This window comes from Clostridium subterminale (assembly GCF_039521425.1).
Lineage (GTDB): Bacteria > Bacillota > Clostridia > Clostridiales > Clostridiaceae > Clostridium_J > Clostridium_J subterminale.
This window is the reverse complement of the sequence record NZ_BAAACI010000005.1, coordinates 78,196-98,919: the sequence shown is the minus strand read 5'-3', so window position 1 is coordinate 98,919 and position 20,724 is coordinate 78,196. Positions and strand designations below refer to the sequence as shown.

17 protein-coding genes are annotated in these 20,724 nt (G+C 28.9%); 7 read left to right on the top strand and 10 right to left on the bottom strand.

What is annotated here, in order from left to right:
* Positions 1-135: 135 nt before the first annotated feature.
* Both ABDZ93_RS08020 and ABDZ93_RS08015 read left to right on the top strand, forming a co-directional pair.
* Positions 136-789: a glycosyltransferase gene (locus ABDZ93_RS08020; protein ID WP_343825319.1), complete on the top strand. Its 654-nt coding sequence runs from the start codon at positions 136-138 to the stop codon at positions 787-789.
* Positions 790-870: 81 nt separating this feature from the next.
* Positions 871-1,512 carry an undecaprenyl diphosphate synthase family protein gene (locus tag ABDZ93_RS08015; RefSeq protein ID WP_343825317.1) on the top strand — a complete coding sequence of 214 codons (642 nt, stop codon included), beginning with the start codon at positions 871-873 and terminating at the stop codon, positions 1,510-1,512.
* 137 nt (positions 1,513-1,649) lie between these two features.
* Here ABDZ93_RS08015 and ABDZ93_RS08010 read toward each other — a convergent pair whose 3' ends face one another.
* The 4 genes from ABDZ93_RS08010 to ABDZ93_RS07995 form a co-directional block, all read right to left on the bottom strand.
* Positions 1,650-3,560: an FtsX-like permease family protein gene (locus tag ABDZ93_RS08010; protein WP_343825315.1), complete on the bottom strand. Its 1,911-nt coding sequence runs from the start codon at positions 3,558-3,560 to the stop codon at positions 1,650-1,652.
* Positions 3,560-4,312, bottom strand: a complete 753-nt coding sequence (locus ABDZ93_RS08005) for an ABC transporter ATP-binding protein (RefSeq protein WP_343825313.1) — start codon at positions 4,310-4,312, stop codon at positions 3,560-3,562. The genes ABDZ93_RS08010 and ABDZ93_RS08005 overlap by 1 nt, the downstream gene beginning before the upstream one ends.
* 224 nt (positions 4,313-4,536) lie before the next feature.
* The gene (locus ABDZ93_RS08000; protein WP_343825311.1) at positions 4,537-5,388 is read right to left on the bottom strand and encodes a sensor histidine kinase; all 852 of its coding nucleotides are present in this window, start codon (positions 5,386-5,388) and stop codon (positions 4,537-4,539) included.
* A gap of 170 nt (positions 5,389-5,558) precedes the next feature.
* A complete protein-coding gene (locus ABDZ93_RS07995; RefSeq protein WP_343825309.1) occupies positions 5,559-6,227 on the bottom strand; it encodes a response regulator transcription factor in 669 nt (222 codons plus the stop codon).
* Between the two features lie 291 nt (positions 6,228-6,518).
* Here ABDZ93_RS07995 and ABDZ93_RS07990 point away from each other — a divergent pair, with 291 nt between their 5' ends.
* From ABDZ93_RS07990 to ABDZ93_RS07980, 3 genes are all read left to right on the top strand, one after another.
* A complete protein-coding gene (locus tag ABDZ93_RS07990; RefSeq protein ID WP_343825307.1) occupies positions 6,519-6,761 on the top strand; it encodes a hypothetical protein in 243 nt (80 codons plus the stop codon).
* A gap of 235 nt (positions 6,762-6,996) precedes the next feature.
* Positions 6,997-7,776 carry a threonine/serine exporter family protein gene (locus tag ABDZ93_RS07985; RefSeq protein ID WP_343825305.1) on the top strand — a complete coding sequence of 260 codons (780 nt, stop codon included), beginning with the start codon at positions 6,997-6,999 and terminating at the stop codon, positions 7,774-7,776.
* 2 nt (positions 7,777-7,778) lie between these two features.
* Positions 7,779-8,225 carry a threonine/serine exporter family protein gene (locus ABDZ93_RS07980; protein ID WP_343825303.1) on the top strand — a complete coding sequence of 149 codons (447 nt, stop codon included), beginning with the start codon at positions 7,779-7,781 and terminating at the stop codon, positions 8,223-8,225.
* A gap of 91 nt (positions 8,226-8,316) precedes the next feature.
* On the opposite strand, the gene ABDZ93_RS07975 is transcribed toward ABDZ93_RS07980, so the two are convergent.
* The gene (locus ABDZ93_RS07975) at positions 8,317-9,306 is read right to left on the bottom strand and encodes a DUF4003 family protein (RefSeq protein WP_343825301.1); all 990 of its coding nucleotides are present in this window, start codon (positions 9,304-9,306) and stop codon (positions 8,317-8,319) included.
* Between the two features lie 543 nt (positions 9,307-9,849).
* Here ABDZ93_RS07975 and ABDZ93_RS07970 point away from each other — a divergent pair.
* Positions 9,850-11,172 (top strand): sodium-dependent transporter, encoded by a 1,323-nt coding sequence (locus ABDZ93_RS07970; protein ID WP_343825299.1) that lies wholly within the window; start codon positions 9,850-9,852, stop codon positions 11,170-11,172.
* Between the two features lie 141 nt (positions 11,173-11,313).
* On the opposite strand, the gene ABDZ93_RS07965 is transcribed toward ABDZ93_RS07970, so the two are convergent.
* Positions 11,314-12,126, bottom strand: a complete 813-nt coding sequence (locus tag ABDZ93_RS07965; RefSeq protein ID WP_343825297.1) for a DUF2225 domain-containing protein — start codon at positions 12,124-12,126, stop codon at positions 11,314-11,316.
* Positions 12,127-12,434: 308 nt separating this feature from the next.
* Positions 12,435-13,229, bottom strand: coding sequence for a class I SAM-dependent methyltransferase (locus ABDZ93_RS07960; RefSeq protein ID WP_343825295.1), 795 nt, complete (start codon positions 13,227-13,229; stop codon positions 12,435-12,437).
* A 401-nt stretch (positions 13,230-13,630) separates the two neighbouring features.
* Between ABDZ93_RS07960 and ABDZ93_RS07955 the strand changes: the two genes are divergently transcribed.
* Positions 13,631-15,160 carry a thiol-activated cytolysin family protein gene (locus ABDZ93_RS07955; protein ID WP_343825293.1) on the top strand — a complete coding sequence of 510 codons (1,530 nt, stop codon included), beginning with the start codon at positions 13,631-13,633 and terminating at the stop codon, positions 15,158-15,160.
* 413 nt (positions 15,161-15,573) lie between these two features.
* Here the strand turns inward: ABDZ93_RS07955 and ABDZ93_RS07950 are convergent, their stop codons facing one another.
* From ABDZ93_RS07950 to ABDZ93_RS07940, 3 genes are all read right to left on the bottom strand, one after another.
* Positions 15,574-16,191 carry a hypothetical protein gene (locus ABDZ93_RS07950; RefSeq protein ID WP_343825291.1) on the bottom strand — a complete coding sequence of 206 codons (618 nt, stop codon included), beginning with the start codon at positions 16,189-16,191 and terminating at the stop codon, positions 15,574-15,576.
* 392 nt (positions 16,192-16,583) lie between these two features.
* Positions 16,584-17,456 carry a helix-turn-helix domain-containing protein gene (locus tag ABDZ93_RS07945; protein WP_343825289.1) on the bottom strand — a complete coding sequence of 291 codons (873 nt, stop codon included), beginning with the start codon at positions 17,454-17,456 and terminating at the stop codon, positions 16,584-16,586.
* 669 nt (positions 17,457-18,125) lie between these two features.
* Positions 18,126-20,591 (bottom strand): GxGYxYP domain-containing protein, encoded by a 2,466-nt coding sequence (locus ABDZ93_RS07940; RefSeq protein WP_343825287.1) that lies wholly within the window; start codon positions 20,589-20,591, stop codon positions 18,126-18,128.
* Positions 20,592-20,724: the final 133 nt, after the last annotated feature.

Sequence of the window (20,724 nt, the reverse complement as noted above, 5' to 3'; positions counted from 1 at the left end):
ATTATTTGCTATACCTTGTATATTATCATCAACGTCTTACAATCTTCTGACAAAATAATAATATTATTTACTCGTATATATATATATTTATTTGTATAAACTAATTAAAACTTAAACTAAAAAGGAGTGTATAAAATGAAAAATTTTTTTAAAACTTCACTATTTGTCTTGTTTTTATCCATTATATTCTTATTTCCTACTCAGGGTGAAGCTACAGAATATATATCCTTAAAAGACAAATTATATACAAAATCCATGGCTGACTTACAAATGGCAGAAAGAAGACTTTGGATGGATCATGTAGCATGGACTAGAAGCTTTCTTATAAGTGATTTAGCTTCTCTAGAAGATAGAGATGATGTATTGGAAAGACTTCTTAAAAATCAAGATGATATTGGTAATTCAATTAAACCTTATTACGGTGAAGAAGCTGGAAATCAGCTTGCATCATTATTAAGAGAACATATAACAATTGCTGGTCAGGTTGTTAATGCAGCTAAAAGTGGATCCAAAGAAGATTTTGAAAAGTATAATAAATTATGGTACGAAAATGCAGATAAAATAGCTGATTTTTTAAGCAGCGCTAATCCTAACTATTCAAATAAGACTCTAAAAGATATGTTACATAAACATCTACAACTACTTACAGATGCAGTTGTTGCAAGAGTAAATAAGGATTGGAAAGCAGATATTAAAGCATATGACCAAGGTGTAGATCATATCATTAAGCTGGCTGATACAATTTCAGATGGAATAATCAAACAATTCCCAGAAAAGTTCAAACAATAATTATATAAAATGAAAATTCATGTTTATTTTATGTTTTTATGGAAACCATAACATTATAATTTAAAATTTTATGGAGGTCATATGAGAGTACCAAATCATATTGGAATAATTCCTGATGGCAACAGACGCTGGGCTTTATCAAATAACCTAACCAAGGATAGAGGATATAAACATGGCATAAATCCTGGTCTTGAAGTATTTAAACTTTGCCAAAAAGAAAATATAAAAGAATTAACATTCTATGGTTTTACTATAGATAACACAAAACGTCCCTCTGATCAAAAGCTTGCTTTTATACAAGCTTGCATTGATTCTGTAATGCTTTTAACAAAAGAGGATTGCGAAATATTAGTTATTGGGAATACTGAGTCAAGTGCTTTTCCTAGGGCTTTAATTCCCTTTACAACTAGAAAAAAATTTGGTAATGGTGGTATTAAGGTAAACTTCCTAATCCATTATGGATGGGAGTGGGACTTAAATCTATTGAAAAAATCCAATTCCTCTAATAAACATATTCTACCTTTCATACATTCAGAGGATATTTCTAGAATTGATCTAATCATAAGATGGGGAGGTCGAAGAAGGCTTAGTGGTTTTTTACCAATTCAGTCTGTATATTCTGATTTTTACGTAATAGACACCTATTGGCCTGATTTCACTTCTACAGAATTCTATAATGCTTTAAACTGGTATAATGAACAAGATGTTACCCTTGGTGGTTAAAATAAGCTCAGTAAAAAAAAGATATTTAAAGTAATTTACTTTAAATATCTTTTTAATCTATTCAAAAATTTTACTTCTACTATATAAAACTAACACTCTCTATTAATAAATAAACTGAAAGTTATAAGCAGAATACTTTATACCTTAACTATCTTTTTAAATGTCTTCATTGAAATAATTGCACTAACTCCAAATATAAGCATACTTACTAATACACTTATAATATAAGTACTATTTAAATCTATAGATAGAAAATCTCCTAGAGTTCTAATAGCAAAGTAACTATGAATTAAGCCTACTACTACTGGTATTACATAAAATAGTGCAACCTCTTTATTTATAGACTTTCTTAACTCTTTATTAGATGCTCCAATATTTAATAATATTTTATACTTACTTTTATCTTCCTTTGCATCACTGTATATCTTAATATAAATTATACTAGCTTCTGCTAAAATAAATACTAAAAATAAAAATGCTCCTATTGCATAAATACCTTTCATCCATTCAATTCCCTTACTTTCATATATTCCTAGTGTAGCATGAGTTGTTTCTATATCAACATATTTACTTAACTCATTTGTGATAGATTCTAATTTTTCCATATTAAGAAATTCTTCTTCATTATTTATCTTAATGCCATAGAAATTAACTAATTCACTCTTCGCTTTTATTTTCTCATAATTTTCATCATTTACAACAATAGTTATATAATTTAACTCTGAACCTAAAGTACGTAATCTAATATTACTTTCACTTACTTTAAACTCCATGTCATTTACAGTTATGTTATCATAGCTACGAAGACTACCTATTGTTCCTGGTCTCTGGATGAAAATTACTTGATCATCCTTAACCATATCTTCATTTATTTTGCTTAGGCTATCTACATTCTCATTTATCTTTAAAATATCAATTAATTGATTATAAGATAATACTATATAATCATCATTATGATAATCTGGTACATCTTTAAATGTACTTTTAGCCTTTAAAACCTGAGTGCTTAATTCATATTTTTCTTCTCCAATACTAGATAAAACTTTCTTAATACCTTCTTTATTGTTTATTTCATTTGATGAAGAGAAAGATATTGAATATAATCTATTATTAGCATCTGATTCATCATATGATGCCTTCATTGCAACTGACGTACCTAATACTGTTACTGTACATGCTGTAAGAATTGCTATAGTTGCATAGGTTGTATAATTTTTTCTTAATCTATAAGCTAAATTATTAATAGTTATTATGTTTTCCCCATTATATAAAATAGATTTTCTTTTAATAAAGAAATTAAATACTACTGGTAACACAGTTCCAAACAATCCGTAAGTACCTGCACAAACTAAAAGTAATGTAGTAAATGCATTCATTTTATCTTTAAGTATTAAATAATATCCAACTATAACTAAGACTAGTGATATAAATGAAATTATATATATCTTCCAATTTACCTTAGGCATTTTTTCTGTTTTCTTACTATCATTTAAAAGGTCTATCACATTACTTGTAATAATACTTATAAGTCCTTTTAAACTCATAAATAGAAATATTCCAAGAAATATTAAAACCGTATATACTATTGAGTTTAAGGTTACATTAAAAGTAATATTTATATCAAACTCAGCTAGCTTAAATACTATTATTTGGAATAATTTAGATAATACAACACCTATCCCTGTACCAAGTAAACATGAACTTAATCCTATAAGCATAATTTCAATAAAATATATTCTACCAATTGTAGTAGAGTCCAACCCCATAAAAGTATAAATACCAATCTCTTTTTTTCTATTTCTCAAAAATACATTTGATGAATACCATATAAAGAAAAACATAAATATTACAAGTATTAAAGTTAACATCTGTATTACAAGTTTTGCATACTCTTCATTTAAATCACCCAAATACTTCAAAGCATTTCCATCCATCAGTATCATAAAGTTACTTAGGATAACTACTGAAAATACCATTGAGATAAAGAACATAGTATACACTTTTATGTTGTTTTTAAAATTATTATAGGCTATCTGGAAAACACTCATTACTTTGCACCTCCTAAAGATGCTAATAAGTCTATTATCCTTCCATAAAACTCTTTTCTATCAGTTCCCTTATTAAGTTGACACTTTATTTCTCCATCACTTAATATATAAACTCTGTCTGAATAGCTGGCACTTAGTGCATCATGAGTAACCATTATAATAGTTGCCTTTTCTTCTTTATTTACCCTATTCAAACATTCTAGTAAATCTGAAGATGACTTTGAATCTAAAGCTCCTGTTGGCTCATCTGCAAATATAACCTTAGGATTTGTTATTAAGGCTCTAGTGGCAGCCCCTCTTTGCTTTTGTCCACCTGATAACTCATAGGGATATTTTTTCAAATGGTCTTTAAGACCAAATAAGTCTGCAATTTTTATAACTCTGTCCTCTATGTCCTTACTTTTTTTCTTACCTAATGCAAGAGGTAATGCTATATTATCCATTAAGTTCATATTATCTAAAAGGTTATAGTCTTGAAATATAAATCCTATATTATCTCTTCTGAGTTTAGATAGCTCTTTATTTTTAACTTTAGTTATATCTACTCCATCTAGTATTATTTCACCTTTAGTTGGTTTATCTAATGTAGATATCAGATTTAATAAAGTACTTTTTCCAGATCCTGAAGGACCCATTATAGAAATAAAATCTCCTTCATTAACTGTAAGAGAAACCTTATTTAAAACTTTATTCCTAAAACCTTTAATTCCATACTCTTTATCAACATCATTTAATTTTAATATTTCTTTCACTTTTTTTCCTCCAATATAATCACACTTAATTTTTATTAGATTCATATCTAACCCTAATTTAATTCTAATAGTTTTTATATTGGTTTTCCCTCTCTTAAAGTTACTTTTAAAGCTCTAACATTACATTTTAGTAACATTGAAGTTTAATCATAACATTTTTTCATAGATAATTAATCTTGTAACTAGCACATCATCTACCTACCTTTACATAGGTACATCTTTAATTAGGTCAAACTTTTTAGATAATCTGATATTTTATAAAATCTTATTTTAAAGACTGTAAATTCTCCTTGAATTGATTCAACTTCTATTTTATGCTCTAACCTTTCTATAATTTTTTTAGAGAAGTATAAGCCCATACCAGTAGATTTATATACTGTATTTCTTCCATTAGTTCCTGTAAAGCCTTTATTAAAAACTCTATCTATATCCTCTTTAGCTATCCCTATTCCATTATCCTTTATGTATAACTCTATATACTTTCCTTCATCTTTAGCATAAAATTGTAACTTCCCCAAATCTCTTATATATTTAATAGAATTATTAATAATTTGATCTAAAATATAAGATAACCACTTTTTATCAGTATAAATATTATAATTTAGATCTTTCATTTCAATTTCTATATTATTTTTAATAAGAAAAAAAGCATTATTCTTTACACTTTGTTTTACTATTTCTTTTAATATTTCCTCTTTAATGAATATATCTTCAGCTGAAGCTGTGGATCGACTTCCATACATAACTGAATTCACCAAAAAATTAATCTTCTCAACTTCATTTTTTACACTATGGCCTATATCCTCATCCTCTATTCTCTCTGATATGATATTTAAAGCACTTATAGGAATCTTTATTTCATGAATCCATTTAGAAATATATTCTTCCATATCCCTTAAATTTTCTTCATATAATTTAACATTTTTATACTTGTCATATTCTTTGTTCCTAATAATATAAGTCATTATTTCTTCTTCTAACGATTCCCCATTAATATCATTAATGGCAATCCCTTTATTATCATCCATCAACTTATATAAATCTCCATATACTTTTTTCCACTTGCTATATTCCATAAATAGAAACACTAAGTATATCGCTGTAATAATAAAATCTATATAGATCAAATCTCCTAAATTATTCTTGAATGAAGTTAGGCAAAATAAAAATAAATTTACTACTATAAATATAGTTACAAAGCATACTACACTTAATGATTTCTCTTTAATAAATCTCCCTATGTCCATTAAACCATGTAACCTATACCTTTCTTTGTTTTAATAAAATCATCAAGTCCAATTTCTTTAATCTTATTCCTAAGCCTTGTTATATTAACTGTTAATGTATTATCACTCACAAATTCATCATCATTCCAAAGGCTCATCATAAGCTTATCTCTAGATACAACCTTTTCTCTATTCTTAATTAAAACAGACAATATCTTAATTTCATTTTTAGTTAACTCTATAGTATTATTACCGTATTTAAATGTACATTTTTCTATATCTAAAACTGCATCATTGTAATAAATTATAGACTCACTCCCTGCATAATCATATGTCCTTCTAAGCAATGCATTTATTTTGGTTATTAAAACTTCTATGGAAAATGGTTTTGTAATATAATCGTCTCCTCCATTATTAATCCCCATAATTAAATCCATATTAGAATCCCTTGATGATAAAAATATAATAGGTACTTTTGAAATCTCTCTAATTTTCTTACACCAATAAAAACCATCATAATAAGGTAAGTTAACATCCATTATTAACAACTGTGGCTCTTTTTCTATAAACTCTTTTAGTATGCTATCAAAATTCTCTATTAAATTTACTTCAAATCCCCATTTATTTAATGATGATGATAACACCTTTGATAAATCTAAATCATCCTCTACTAATAATATTTCTTTCATACTTTCTCCTCTTATCTTTTTATATTTAAATATCAAACACTACTTACATTTATTACATTATACAATAAAAAACAAACTCATTAAAATATTCCTTATTTTATTTAATCATTTACACATGTCAACTTTAATCATCATTATCCTGTAACTTAAATTCAATATCTTCATATCATAATAGTGAGATACATCTTTATAAATCATATATATTTATTTTAGTGTATTTCAAATTCCTTTTATATTACATACTCCCAAAACATAATCTTAGGAGTAAATATAAAAAGTGAGGTAATATATATGAGTAGTCATAGAAGACGTCATTCTAATTGCAAATGTGATTGCTGCTGTTGTTGTAATATACATTCATGTTGTGACAGATGTCCAACCTCCTGTTGTACAGGATTTACAAACCGTAATTGTAATTCTAATTTTGGTTGTGATTGTGATAATAACCAATGGCTAATATGGTTGGTATTATTGGGTTGTGGTGGTCTTGGTGGCTTTGGAAACAACTGCTGTAGACGTGGATTATTCTGGTAGTAACTTAAGGATTTTTCACCCTTGTGGTAATTCATAAATGAATATAAAGAAACACCTGATTAGTTAAAATACTATTCAGGTGTTTTGATTTTTCTCTTTAACATTTTATTTCTGACTAACATCTATTTGTATTTAAAATACATAAATCGAACTTATTAGAATTATCTCATTGTAATAATCTTTATATTCTAATATTATAAATATGGGAATATAAACTAACTTAAAGGAGACATTTATGAAGGAGAATGAAATCACAATTGAAGCGTCCAAAATACTAAGCCTTTCCTTAGATATTGGTGAGCATATGCTACGAGTTGGTGGTGAAACTAATCGTGTTGAAGATACAATTATTCGTATTTGTAAGGTTTATGAAATTGACCGTATAGATGTTTTCTCAATAAGATCATTAATTATAGCTACTATAAAAACTAGTGATGAAGAAACTCTAACACAAACACGAAGGATTTACTCCTATGGAACAGACCTTAGTCAACTTGAGAAGCTTAACTCCTTATCTAGATATATATGTCAAACTAAACCTTCTTTCAATGAAATAAAGAAAAAAGTACAACAGCTATCAGTAAATCAACACTGTATAAAGTGGAGTTCCTGTCTAGGATACATATTAGCTTCTAGTGGCTTTGCTGTCTTTTTTGGTGGTAATCTCCTAGATGCTATTGCAACTGCAATTATTGGTATACTTATATTCTTTATTGATACTTTTATCAAAAGAGAAAGCATTAACCAATTAATATATACTTTTGTTTGCTCAATTATCACAGGGTTAGCTGCAATTTTATTTGCCAAAATAGGAATAGGAACTAATGTTGACAAAATTATTATTGGTGATATTATGCTTCTTATTCCAGGTATTGCACTAATAAATTCTGTTCGTGATATGCTTTGTGGTGATATTATAGCTGGCCTATTAAGGTTAACTGAATCAATATTAATTGCCATAGCCATAGCCTGTGGTTTTGCTATTTCATTGATTTTATTAGGAGGTATATTATAATAATGAAGTATTTAATTCAAATCATTACTGCTTACATAGGTAGCCTTGGATTTGCCTTATTATTTAATATAAAAAAGGAAAGGATACTGTATGCATCTATTGGAGGTATTATTACTTGGTGTATCTATCTACTTTCTTTTTATTATTTCAATGATATATTTATATCTAATATGATAGCTGCAATTTTGGCTACTACATATTCCGAAGTTTTAGCTAGACTTCATAAAGCACCTACAACTGTATTTCTATTGCCATCTATCGTACCACTTGTACCTGGTGGTAGCTTATACTATTCTATGAGTTATGCTGTAATGGGAAATAAAACAAATTTTGATATTTATGCTCTTAATACACTTAAAACAGCCTTAGGTATTGCTGTTGGAATCATTGTTGTTTCAGTTATTGTATATCATTTCACTAATTATAAGTATAAGCGTAGTAAAATATGAAAATAGCAAAATAAAAAAATGCCCGGTGAAGGTAGTTATTTCCCTCACCGGGTTCTTTATGTGTATAGACGGTTACACATATATTTATATTTTAATTTGCTGAACTTGCTGCTGAGGTTGCTGCCATCGTTGCAGCAATGGTTGCCATCTGTTGTGCAATAATAATATTAGTAATATTATTAGATATGGTTCCCTCTAATAGATTATTCTTCATATCACCAACATATTGAAGTGCTACAAAGTTTGCAGAAAACATAGCACGTTGCACTTTACCAATGGAAAATGCTCCAAACCCTTTTTTATCTTTTAAATATTCTGCACCATTCACTAATTCTTCTGCTATGAGGTACATATTACTAGATGTCATGGCAAGAACTCCAAGAGTTGACATTGTTCCGTTATAGTGTAATTTATATTTTTTATCCTTCAAGCACTTATAGAGCTCTAAAACTTTACTGCATAATTCATCATCATCATTATCCGTAATAAGTAACACAAGTGCCAAGGCCTGCATATCATTTCCACCACCAAGGATTGGCTTTAGTCTATTTTCTATAGTTACTACACGTCTGATAGCCAAGTCCAAATCAATGTCTGTCATTGCAACCATTGCAACATAAATATAATCATCTGTACTTGTTAAAAATGGATGTACTTTTCGTAATTTATCATAAAACTCCTTCATGCGATTAATAACCCTGTCATGCTCAGACTCAATTTTTATTTTAGCAACTTGCATTGCCGCAATGGTAAGATACTCCGAACCACGAAAATTTTGTTGTTTCATTTTATCATATAACAATTGAGTTTTAGTAAAGAGTCTTTCTGGACTTTCATCTAAAGATAACATTGTTGCTATTATTGGGAGAGTAGTTCCTTTAAAACTAGAAAATATTGACGTATTCTTTTTAATGTAATCTCTCATTTCCTTTATACGATTTGCATCTAATATACGTTCCTCATTGGTATATAGCATTGAACATAACATATGTGACAACCTATAATCCCATTTCAGTACTTTACCTAATTGTATTGTATAATCTGCAAATATATCTAATTTGTTTTCAATTCTCGTATTCATTATCTTAACCTTCTCCTTTTAATTCTCATATTGACTATAATCCCACTTCCTAATTTATAGTAATACTATTATAATAGAATCATTGTAAATAATTACTATATTTTCATATAATTTATTATATCATTTTTAATTCCACTCTTCTATATTTCATTCATACCTATAAACCCTATAACTATATATTCTGTGTCTATCTATTGACTTCTACTTTTTTCAATGATATGATACATTACATAAAATATCGTATTAGGAGATAAGATTATGAATTTTAAAACAAACCTATCAATTTCAAAATTAAATAATAGCTTTTTCTTTAGCTTTTTTAGATAGGTTTGTGTCTATATAACAATTATTATAGATACAAACCACACCAATGGAGTGTTTTGTATCTATGATAGCTAAAGAGTTTATGTTGCAATAAATTTAGCCTCATAGATAAACTATGAGGCTTTTTTATATCCTAGGTTAAGGGTCTCATAGTGTAATCTATGAGTCTTTTTTATTATTATAAATATTTTATATCATATTTCTAGGAGGTAATTAAAATTGCAAAATACTAAAAAAAGAGAAAAATTCTCTAGTAACTTTGGTTTCATTCTTTCATGTGTTGGAGCTGCCGTTGGGTTAGGAAACATATGGATGTTCCCTTATAAATTAGGTGAAAATGGCGGTGCTGCATTCCTAATACCCTACTTTATTTTCGTAGTGCTACTTGGAACAATTGGTTTAATTGCTGAGTTTTCCTTTGGTAGACAGTTTAGGGTAGGATCAATGGGTGCTCTTCAAAAGATATTCAAAGAAAAAAATATTAAACATGGCTCTATTATATCTATAATTCCGACCTTAGGACTAACTGGTATATTTATGTTCTATACAGTTGTTATTGGTTGGGTATTAAAATACCTTTTCATAAGTTTAACTGGTGAAATATTAACTATAAATACAGAGTCTTACTTCACTACTTTTATAAATAATAATATTGCAGTATTTTGGCATGGTTTAGCTGTTCTTATAACCTTAGTAATAGTTAGTTTTGGAATTTCTAAGGGTATAGAAAAAATAAATAAAATAATTATGCCTTTATTATTTATTATATTTATACTTCTAATTGGTAAATCATTAAGTTTACCAGGTTCAATAGAAGGTGTAAAGTATCTTCTTACTCCTGATTGGTCCTACCTTTTAAACCCAAGTACTTGGGTTATGGCTCTAGGACAAGCCTTTTTCACAGTATCTTTAACAGGATGTTGTATGGTTATGTGTGGTAGTTATACAGATGAAAATTTTGATATACCTAATTGTGCTATCACTACAGCATCATTTGATACTCTGGCTGCTATACTTGCTGCCTTTGTAATAATGCCTGCAGTATTTGCTTTAGATCTAAATCCTACTTCTGGACCTGCTTTACTATTTGTAACTGTACCAAATATATTCCAGACTATGAAATTAGGACAAGTAGTAAGTTCTTTATTCTTCTTAAGTATTATTTTTGCTTCTATTTCATCCTCAATAGCTATGTTAGAGGGACCTGTAGAAGCAATTATGAATTTAACTAATTGGAGTAGAAAGAAAACTACTTATATTACAGCTACTTTAGCTTTTATACTAGCTATACCATTAAGTTTAAGCAGTTCTTTATTTAACAATTTCACAAACTTTATTACTATAGTGCTATCTCCATTGGGAGCATTAATAACTGCTGTTGTATTCTTCTACATACTTGATAGAAATGAAACTCTAGCTCAGTTAAATTTAGGTTCAAAATATAAAATTGGAATGTGGTTTATGAATTTTGGAAAATATGTTTTCGTACCAACAACTATTATTGTAATAATTTTAGGACTAATATATGGTGGTATTGGTTAATATATAAAGAATTTAATAAAGCCTATAGTTTTCACAAAATTAAACTATAGGCTTTATTATAATATTAGTTAAAATCTAAATATTTTGTAGTAGTTGACCACAAGTCTTTTAAATACCTTATTAATATACAATCATATGTCTCTATTCACAAGTAGCTTCATTTACTTTTATCTCTAATTCTTTTGTCAAATCTCTCATATCTCTAGCTTTATCTTTAAGTTTTTGATCTGCCTTGCTTAAGATAACTCTTCCCAACCATAGTTTTGCATTTGTATAGTCCCCTATTCTTCTATATAACTCACCTATAATATACTGTAAAGAATAAATACTCAATCCATATATTGGAGTTCGTTCATTTTCATAAGCAATAACAAATCCTTGAAGTGCTTTTTCTAAAAATTCTCTCTCATCTTCTTTCTTTTCTAAAAGCCTATACATCCATGCAATTTTCAAACAGAGTATGGCCTTTGTACTATCTTTGAATTCCCCTAGAACTGCATTTAGTAACGCAATCTTATAACGTTCAATTGCGATCTCTTCATCATAAATTTGAGGATATTCTTTCCCTTGCCATTGATTGCCTATCTTTACAAGTATAACTTCACGTTTATAGGATTGTATTTTCTGAAAATCATTTTTTAATGCTGCATATCCACATGTTGGACATACCAATACCTCATAAAAATATGGATTTACCCCCTCATATCTTATAAAAGCATCTGTATCTTTTGATTTCATTTTGGGAACATATGCCTTTACAACTCTACATGTAAAAGCTTTTAAACAAACTGGACAAGTAACCTTCTTATCATAAAGTAATGTATTTATATCAACTTTTGTTGATTTTTTATCTTTTGTTTCCTCATCGTATTTATCTTCTTTCTTTGTGTATAATTCTATATCGTCTTCATAATTAAGTCCTAAGCATTTTAACGAAGAAAAAATTTTATTCACCCTAAGTTGCCCCCTACTTTAGTAATATTCTTCATTTATCACACGCTATAGCAATCTAAACTAACAAGTGTATTTAAATATATGTAATTTTACTACCATAAATTTATATTATATCAAATTAATATAAAAAAACAAAGGTTTATTACAATATAATTTTATACACACAAAAAACTCCAGCCTACTCAAGGTTGGAGTTAATTTTTTTAAATCATTTATTATTAAACTTTCGTAAATTTAGCATTTATTTATGGTACAATTCATCCTATCTCACTCAAGTGAGTAATCTATAAATAAAAATACTTCTTATTCTAATAATTAAGTAAAATATTTCCTGTCTTATTAGACATTTCTAATTTCTTAGCAACAACAAGGAATCTATGCTCTGTTCCTTCTATATACCCAATCTCATTTAATTCTCTTTCTACTTTACATAAGTTTTCAAAGCAAGCATCAACAGAAAAATCCGGAAACTCCCATTCTATTATCCTTGCAAAGTATACCAACGCTCCTGTATCATAAAAACGTATAGGAGTAAATGACTCTTCAGATTGAAGAATTTCAAATCCGTTATCTTTAAAAGCTTTAATATTATGCTTCAAGTCATGAGTAGGATATGATGGCTTAAAATTATTGATTAACTTTTCTGATAAATCAACATCATTTTTTACACCTACCTGTTGAGTAATAAAACACCCACCTGTCTTTAATATTCGATTAACTTCACTAATATCATAGGATTCATGCCTATTAATTATTATATCAAAAGAAGCATCTTCAAATGGCAATACTGCATCATCAAATACCTGCCTAACTGTTATCCCAAGTGGTTTCAGTTTCTCCTGACAAATTGCAACATTAGGTGGATATGCCTCTGTTACAGCCGTATTATAAAATGGATGGTCCAAAGTAAGTAGGAATTCTCCTCCTCCTGTCCCCATATCTAAAAGCCTATGTTCTGCTTTTAAATAAGACAATAATATTTTTTCATAATCCCACGGTATATGTTCTCCATCCCATCTACCATCAAGATACGAAAAATCCCATCCTTGAAACACCTGCTTTTCCTCATTTTTTAAATAATTTTTAAACTCTTCTCTATTCATTTAACTACTCCTTTTCATAATATACTAAATATGATAATTTAATTTGAAAAGTAATGCAGTTAACTGATAACAAATATCTTATTATCTCAGTACAATCTGCTATCAGATTACATTAACTGCACTGAGTAGTTACCTAGTTTGTTTCTCATAATGAGTTTCACCTCTTTCAAATGCCTATATACAAATCTTATCATGAAAATTATGTTATTTCATTATAAAATTTACATGTAGTTAATAGAAATAAAAATATATTTGAATTTTAAAAAACATTGATACAAAATTAACATTGATTATACAGAAAATGTATTGTATAATATATACAAATATAAAACAATAGCAAAAATAACAATATTTGTTCATAAAGAGCATTTATTAATATATTTAAAAAGGGGGCAACTAGTGTGAAATTCTTAAATTATACAAAGAAATTTAAATTATTGATATGCTTGTTAGTTAGTTTTTGCATTATTCAACAGCCACTTATCATCTTTGCTGAAGGACCTACAGCTAAATCAGTGAGCCAACCAAGTCCCTCAGAAGAAATTGATAGCGGTATAGCAAACTTAAATTATGATAGAAATCAAATCCTGGCATCAAATGGTGATAGTATAGAAAGTTTTGTTCCAAAAGAAGGCTTAGGATCAAAAGGAAAATTTGTAGTAATTGAACGCAATAAGAAATCACTTACAACTTCGCCAGTAGACATTTCAATTATTGATTCTATGACTGATCGCACATATCCTGGAGCATTACAACTTGCCGATAATGGTTTTGTTGAAAACCAACCTAATTTATTGGTGTGTAAAAGAAAACCTTTAAATATTAGTATAGATTTACCAGGTATGAAAAAAGAGAATACAGTAATAGTTGAAAATCCAACATATGCTAATGTGTCTGGAGAAATAGATGGGTTAATATCTACTTGGAATGAGAAATACTCAACAACACATACACTGCCTGCAAGAATGCAGTACTCAGAATCTATGGTTTATAGCAAATCTCAGCTATCAAGTGCTCTGAATGTTAACGCTAAAGTTATGAATGGTTCACTTGGAATTGATTTTGATGCAATTTCAAATGGAGAAAAGAAAGTTATGGTTGCCGCATATAAGCAAATATTTTATACCGTAAGTGCAGAGCTTCCTAACAATCCATCAAATCTTTTTGATGATAGCGTTACTTTTAAAGAGTTAACGCGTAAAGGAGTAAGTAATTCAGCACCACCTGTTATGGTATCAAATGTAGCCTATGGTAGAACAATTTATGTTAAATTAGAAACAACCTCTAAAAGCAAGGATGTACAAGCTGCATTTAAAGCATTGCTTAATGATAATAGCGTAGAGGCTAAATCAAAATATAATGATATTTTGGAAGAAAGCTCATATACTGCTGTTGTATTAGGTGGAGATTCTAAAGAGCATAACAAGATTATTACAAAGGATTTTGAAGAAATACGAAATGTAATTAAAAATAATGCTGAATTTAATCCTAAAAATCCAGCATATCCTATATCATATACAAGTGTCTTCTTAAAAGATAATTCAGTTGCAGCAGTTCATAACAAAACTGATTATATTGAAACTACATCTACTGAATATTCTAAAGGAAAAATAAATCTTGACCATTACGGTGCATATGTTGCTCAGTTCGATATATCTTGGGATGAATTTTCCTATGATGAGAATGGACAAGAAGTACTGGAACATAAAACATGGGATGGAAGTTGGGAGGACAAAACAGCTCATTACTCTACAGTAATTCCACTTCCAGCTAATACAAAAAATATAAGAATTTTTGCAAGAGAGTGTACAGGTCTTGCTTGGGAATGGTGGAGAACAGTTATTAATGAATATAATGTTCCATTGACAAATGAAATAAATGTTTCAATTGGAGGAACTACACTATATCCAACAGCTAATATTAGTCATTAATTATCAGACTCAGGACTAGGACTTGCTATTGCCAAAGAAATTGTTAAGCGCCATGGTGAAACATTAGAAACAGAAAGCGTAAATAGTCATACAACCTTTAATATTAATTTACCAAACTCTTTATAAAACCTATATAAAAGGTGAATAAACCTTTGTCCTATCATTGATAGACTAATGATAAGACAAGGGTTTATTCATTTTTTTAGAAGGATTGAAAATAGAATTAAGGATTGATAAAATAACAAAAGTATTTAAAGATTTAAAGTCTGTAAAAGGTGTTGATTCTAACTACTCCTTTTCATAATATACTAAATATAATAATTTAATTTGAAAAGTAATGCAGTTAACTAATAACAAATATCTTATTATCTCAATAAAATCTACTGTCAGATTACATTAAAGCTTTCAATCTTTTATTCCCTTTCACTGAAAAAGCCATCACAAAACTTATACCACTTTATCTTATATTCTTCATGGGATATTAATTCAAGATCATAGGGTGAATAAACTTTTCTTTTCCTTGCTTCTTCTACAAAGCCCTCTAGATAATCACCTGGTTCTGTCAGATATCCTTTTACTTTGGAATACCCCTTACTTACTGCATAATAAAGTCTAGTATGTCCATCCAAAGATATAAAAGAATCCTTTATTTTTGCTAAAGGAACAGTAATATCTTCTCCACTCTTTATAAAAGACTCTACAGCTTTAACTTTGTCTATATCCACGAAAAACTGTGAAGGCTGAATATCTTTAATAGTTATATGAAATATATTAATAGGTGTAAAAGCTTTTATTAATTTCATACTTTTGTCATAGAAATTAATAATGTGCTCAGAATAAAATCTAAATTCATCTATCAATTGAAACACATCAATCTCCTTATCAAAGAATACAATTGCAGAATCTTTATTTATTATTTTAAAGCTGCATTTATACTTTTCATCAACAATAAAAGCACCATGCTGATTTAAGATATCTTTATCAAACCTATCATCCTCATAGCTATTAATTCTTTGTATTTTATGGTTCATTTTCTCACTTCCGATCTACAAGTATATCTATATTTTGCACAAAATTATATAAGAGTATCTATTGATAAACTTATATATATTTTCTTATTTTGATGTAGGACTTTATATGATTGCAATGATTCTTTCAACAAAACAAGTTAAGAAAGTAATGAGGACACATAATAAGTTTTAATTATACTATATTTAAATATCCTTCTTTCTTATGATACGGTATTTTCACCTAAAAAAATAGTCTTAGGCAAACTATAGCTTAAGTTAAATGAAAATCCTTCTCTCATGCGTTCGAATGAGTAAGTTCACCTAACCAAATATAAAATTTGGAGGCTCACTTATGGTACGGTTCTCCGTAACGGTTATTACGTAGAACCTTTAAAGTAATACATTAAGTGAAATTAATTTAGTGGAAAATAGAGGTCCAAGTACGTAGCACCATTTTCCTCAAGCTTTTCCTCAAGCCAGTATCGTTCCTTATAGACTTTACTTTTACTGCAATCGGGCATATATCCATTTAGTCTTACCCACTCCGCTAATCTCCTCCATCCGGCAGGTATAACTTCAAATGGATTTGAAAACGGGTTTGTTATTCTTAAAATCGCATAATCACATTCATCTATTTTTTTCAGTTTCACTCCTTCAGATATATTATTATTATCTTTTACTTTTACCCAATACTCATATCCTCTAAGACACTTCTGGCTTTGCTCTTCTGAAACAGGAACATCGAATCCGAATTGTCTTGATTTAATGTCAATATTATTGTTTTCCATCCATTCTGTCATAAAATTTATTACGTCTGCCTCAGGATTATCGCTGACTACACATGAACTTGCCACATACATAGTATCCAGTTTTTCAATCCTTACATCACTAAAATTATATTCCATATTTATTCCTCCCCAAATTATAGATTTATTTTCTTTAAGTATTGGTTTTTCTGGTATAGCATAATGCTTGTTCCTAAATTTAGCTGGTGATTCGCCATACTCGTTTTGAAATGCTCTTCGGAATGCCCGTTCTGAGCCATATTCAAAATCAAGCGCAATATCAATAATACGTTTTCCTCTGTTCACATCCTGCATTGCGTAAGCTAGTCGTCTCTTTCTCACATATTCCATTAATGGAACTCCAACAAATAAGGTGAATAGCCTGTAAAAGTGATATTTTGAGAATCCTGCAACCTCAGCACAAGCTTCAATTGTGATAGGCTGCTTAATATTCTCTTCAATGTAATCTATGGATTTCTGCAGATATTCAACATAACTCATAAAACTCACTCCCCGTTGCAACGTAATTTAATTATAATGCATAGTATTAATACTTTAAGGACATCTTTTGCTTTTTTGTAAATTAGCTTTTTATTCTGATATAAAACTAGAGATAAAAAAAGTGCCACTCCCTTAAAGATTAGCACTTTTTAATGCACTTTAATAACTTTAGTGTCTTAACACTAATCAAATCATGGCTTTTAGTGGAAGTCTACCTCATCTGTGATACGGTTCACCGTCAACAATTAACTCGCAAAATTCATATAGAAGTATAAAATAGGTAGTTAAAAAAGCCACATCAATTTAAAGTAAAATTGATGTGGCTTATCTGCAATTCCATTGTATTAATCTATTTGCTAAATTGAAATTTATAATATTTTTTCATAACTAAGTCTCCACCCAAATCCTATTTATCTTGCACGTAAAAATTGCTTGTTTTTTATAATAACATATTTTGTAAATGTGTTATTGTTTGTGATACAGTTTTTCACGCACAAAAATAGCCTTAGTTAGGTAATGTAACTGGGCTTAAGCCAAAACCTCATTTATTTATGGTACGGTTCACCGTAACGGGTATACCGTAGACATTTCACACATTAAGTAACATTAACGATTGTTCTGTACTCTCCTAATTTCATATAAAATGTCTAGTCCAAGAATTTTACCCATCTAGTACTTTACATTTTTCCTTATCAATTCCATAAATGCTTCTGGAGGAACTATTATTACATCAGGATTTTCCCTTAGTCTTCTAATAACCGCTTCAACATCATTAACACCTTTGCTCCAAACATGAACATAAACAAAAGTATATGCCTCTTGGCTGCATACATTTATCTCACCTGAATTTACTCTGTCATTAATTTTTTTTACTAACTCTTCTTCACTTTCCAGGTTATTCCAAAGTATATCTCTACAAGATACTATAGGTTTATTATTAGACCATAATATTTTTCCTTGATACTTATCATGTCTATGATAATCAAGATAGAACAATCCTTGAATACTAACTCCTTTAGTAAACTTATTCCAAAGCTCAATGTTATTGAAGGCTGAATCATCTATTATTGCCACATACTCTTCATCTACCTTCTGCATATAATCATTTAATGCATTAATATATATGTCTAATTTACTTGGATCAAATTTACTTGGATAAATATACCCATTTCCAGAAGGGGATACCATGAAGTTATTATTAGTTTTCTCATTGCTTATACTTTTATAATATAAATTAAAAACAGTAGGCGCTAAATAATATATAGAAGGGCTCATTGACCAGCCTAAATTGAGTTTAGCTCTATTGGGATGACCAAACCATTTGGAAGAGCCATAGTTTGTTCCAAGATTCCATTGTTGATTGTCTCCATCAGACATTATAAAGGTAACATAATGTGCATTTTTTTTAGGAAGTGATACTGAGAATTTTTTAGTGACAGGCAGTGATGGAAAAGCACTTAAAGATGTTAAATTATAAGACCAGTCTGCAGCAACTACACTTACGCCATATTTTGAAGCTGTACTAACATTAATAAACTCATCTGGCCCCCAGCCTAAACAAATAGAGTTATCTTGCATAGAAGAAAATATTTTATCTCTAAGGATTGTTTTATCTATACTATCTTCATAAAATACTAAACACTTAGCCATTATAGCATAATCTCTTAATGGCGCTTCCTTTTCAGGTGAAAGCTGAATTACTATTGAATGATTTAACCCTTTATCCCATAGGTTATCATATGCCCAGGCTTCATCAGTATTTCTACAATCTCCAATAATTTTTACTATACCCTCTCTCCTTAATTTAGGCTCTATAACCTCATCAATAGCTATTGCTTTATTTAAAGAAGCAAGAGAACAAGCATTATTTATTGAAGGATCTTTTGATACCCTATTATTATAAAGCACATATCCATCTATATAGTCTTTGTATATATTTAATAATTTCCAGGGATCTGAAAGCATTTCATAAGATACATTATAATTATTTTTTAAATCTTCCAGCCATATTTCATAATCAGGCTGATAAGAATTAAGTGTATATATTTGAGAAGAACACTGGCCATTAACTATCCCTTGGAGGCTAGCTACCATCGTCTTCTCGCTGGACGTCATTGTATCTTGGGATATAACATATAAAAACTTAGGTATTATTGGATTTTTTATATAGTTGGAGGAAAGCTTAAATATTGGAGCAGCATGAAAAGCTACTGCTCCATTAACGCTTGAAGTTTTCTTCCACTCACTCCACTTTATATTGTATTTATCTCCATTTATTTTGCAATAATCATAAAACTTTTTTAGAAAATCTATTCTTTCGTTATTATAAAAAGATTGGATAGCCTTTTCATTATAGTTTCCTAGCGCTAATTGTCTCCTTATAATATCATCGGCACTAACCTCTTTATTGTTTTTCATCATATCATACATAATCATAAAGGTGCCAGTTCTTCCTACACCATGTTTGCAATGAAAATGTAACCAAGAATCTTTAGGCTGAGCATTAATAAATTCTATAAAATAATCAACCATATCATCAGTAGGTATTCCACCGTCTCTAACTGGTATTCGATTATAAGATAAAGCTTTAGAGCTAACAAGTTCATTTTCATCTTGAACTTTTGTTGGTACCATAGTTTTTTCAGGATGATTATAAAAAGTAATAGGAACATTCAATTCAATACTTTTTAATTTATTAGCTTCATCTGCTAAAACCTGTTCTCTAGTTAGTCCTGTATTAGCGTTATTTTTTGAATCTGCCCAGCTAACTGGAAGTCCATTAATAAACCCATGAGATTCCTGCCTTAAATCCACCACCGTTATTGGTGATGAAGTTCCTATAGCGTTTATTAAAAGTGAAAGGTTGTGTTCAGAAAATTGCTGACTTCCAGAAATATTTAATTTGTCTAATCCGTTAAGATTTAAATTTTTATTATCTTTTATAATTGTTAAATCTGAAGTTTTACGAAAGTTTTTAGGTAGAATATTATCGGAAGTTAACGAATCTAAGACAAGATTTACTTTATTTTCATCAGGACCTTCAGCTACTACATTTTTACTTACTGTAAAAGATGAAAAAATAGTTATTAGCATTGTTAATAAAACAAGTACATATACCTTCAATTTTTTATGCAATTACAATCCCTTCTTTCCTATACCGCAATCATTTATTCTTCTAAGCATAGTATAGGATAAGAACTTGACCAATATACAGATTGTTCATTTTATACTTTTTATTATTGCTTTAAATTCCATCATAATTCAAAAG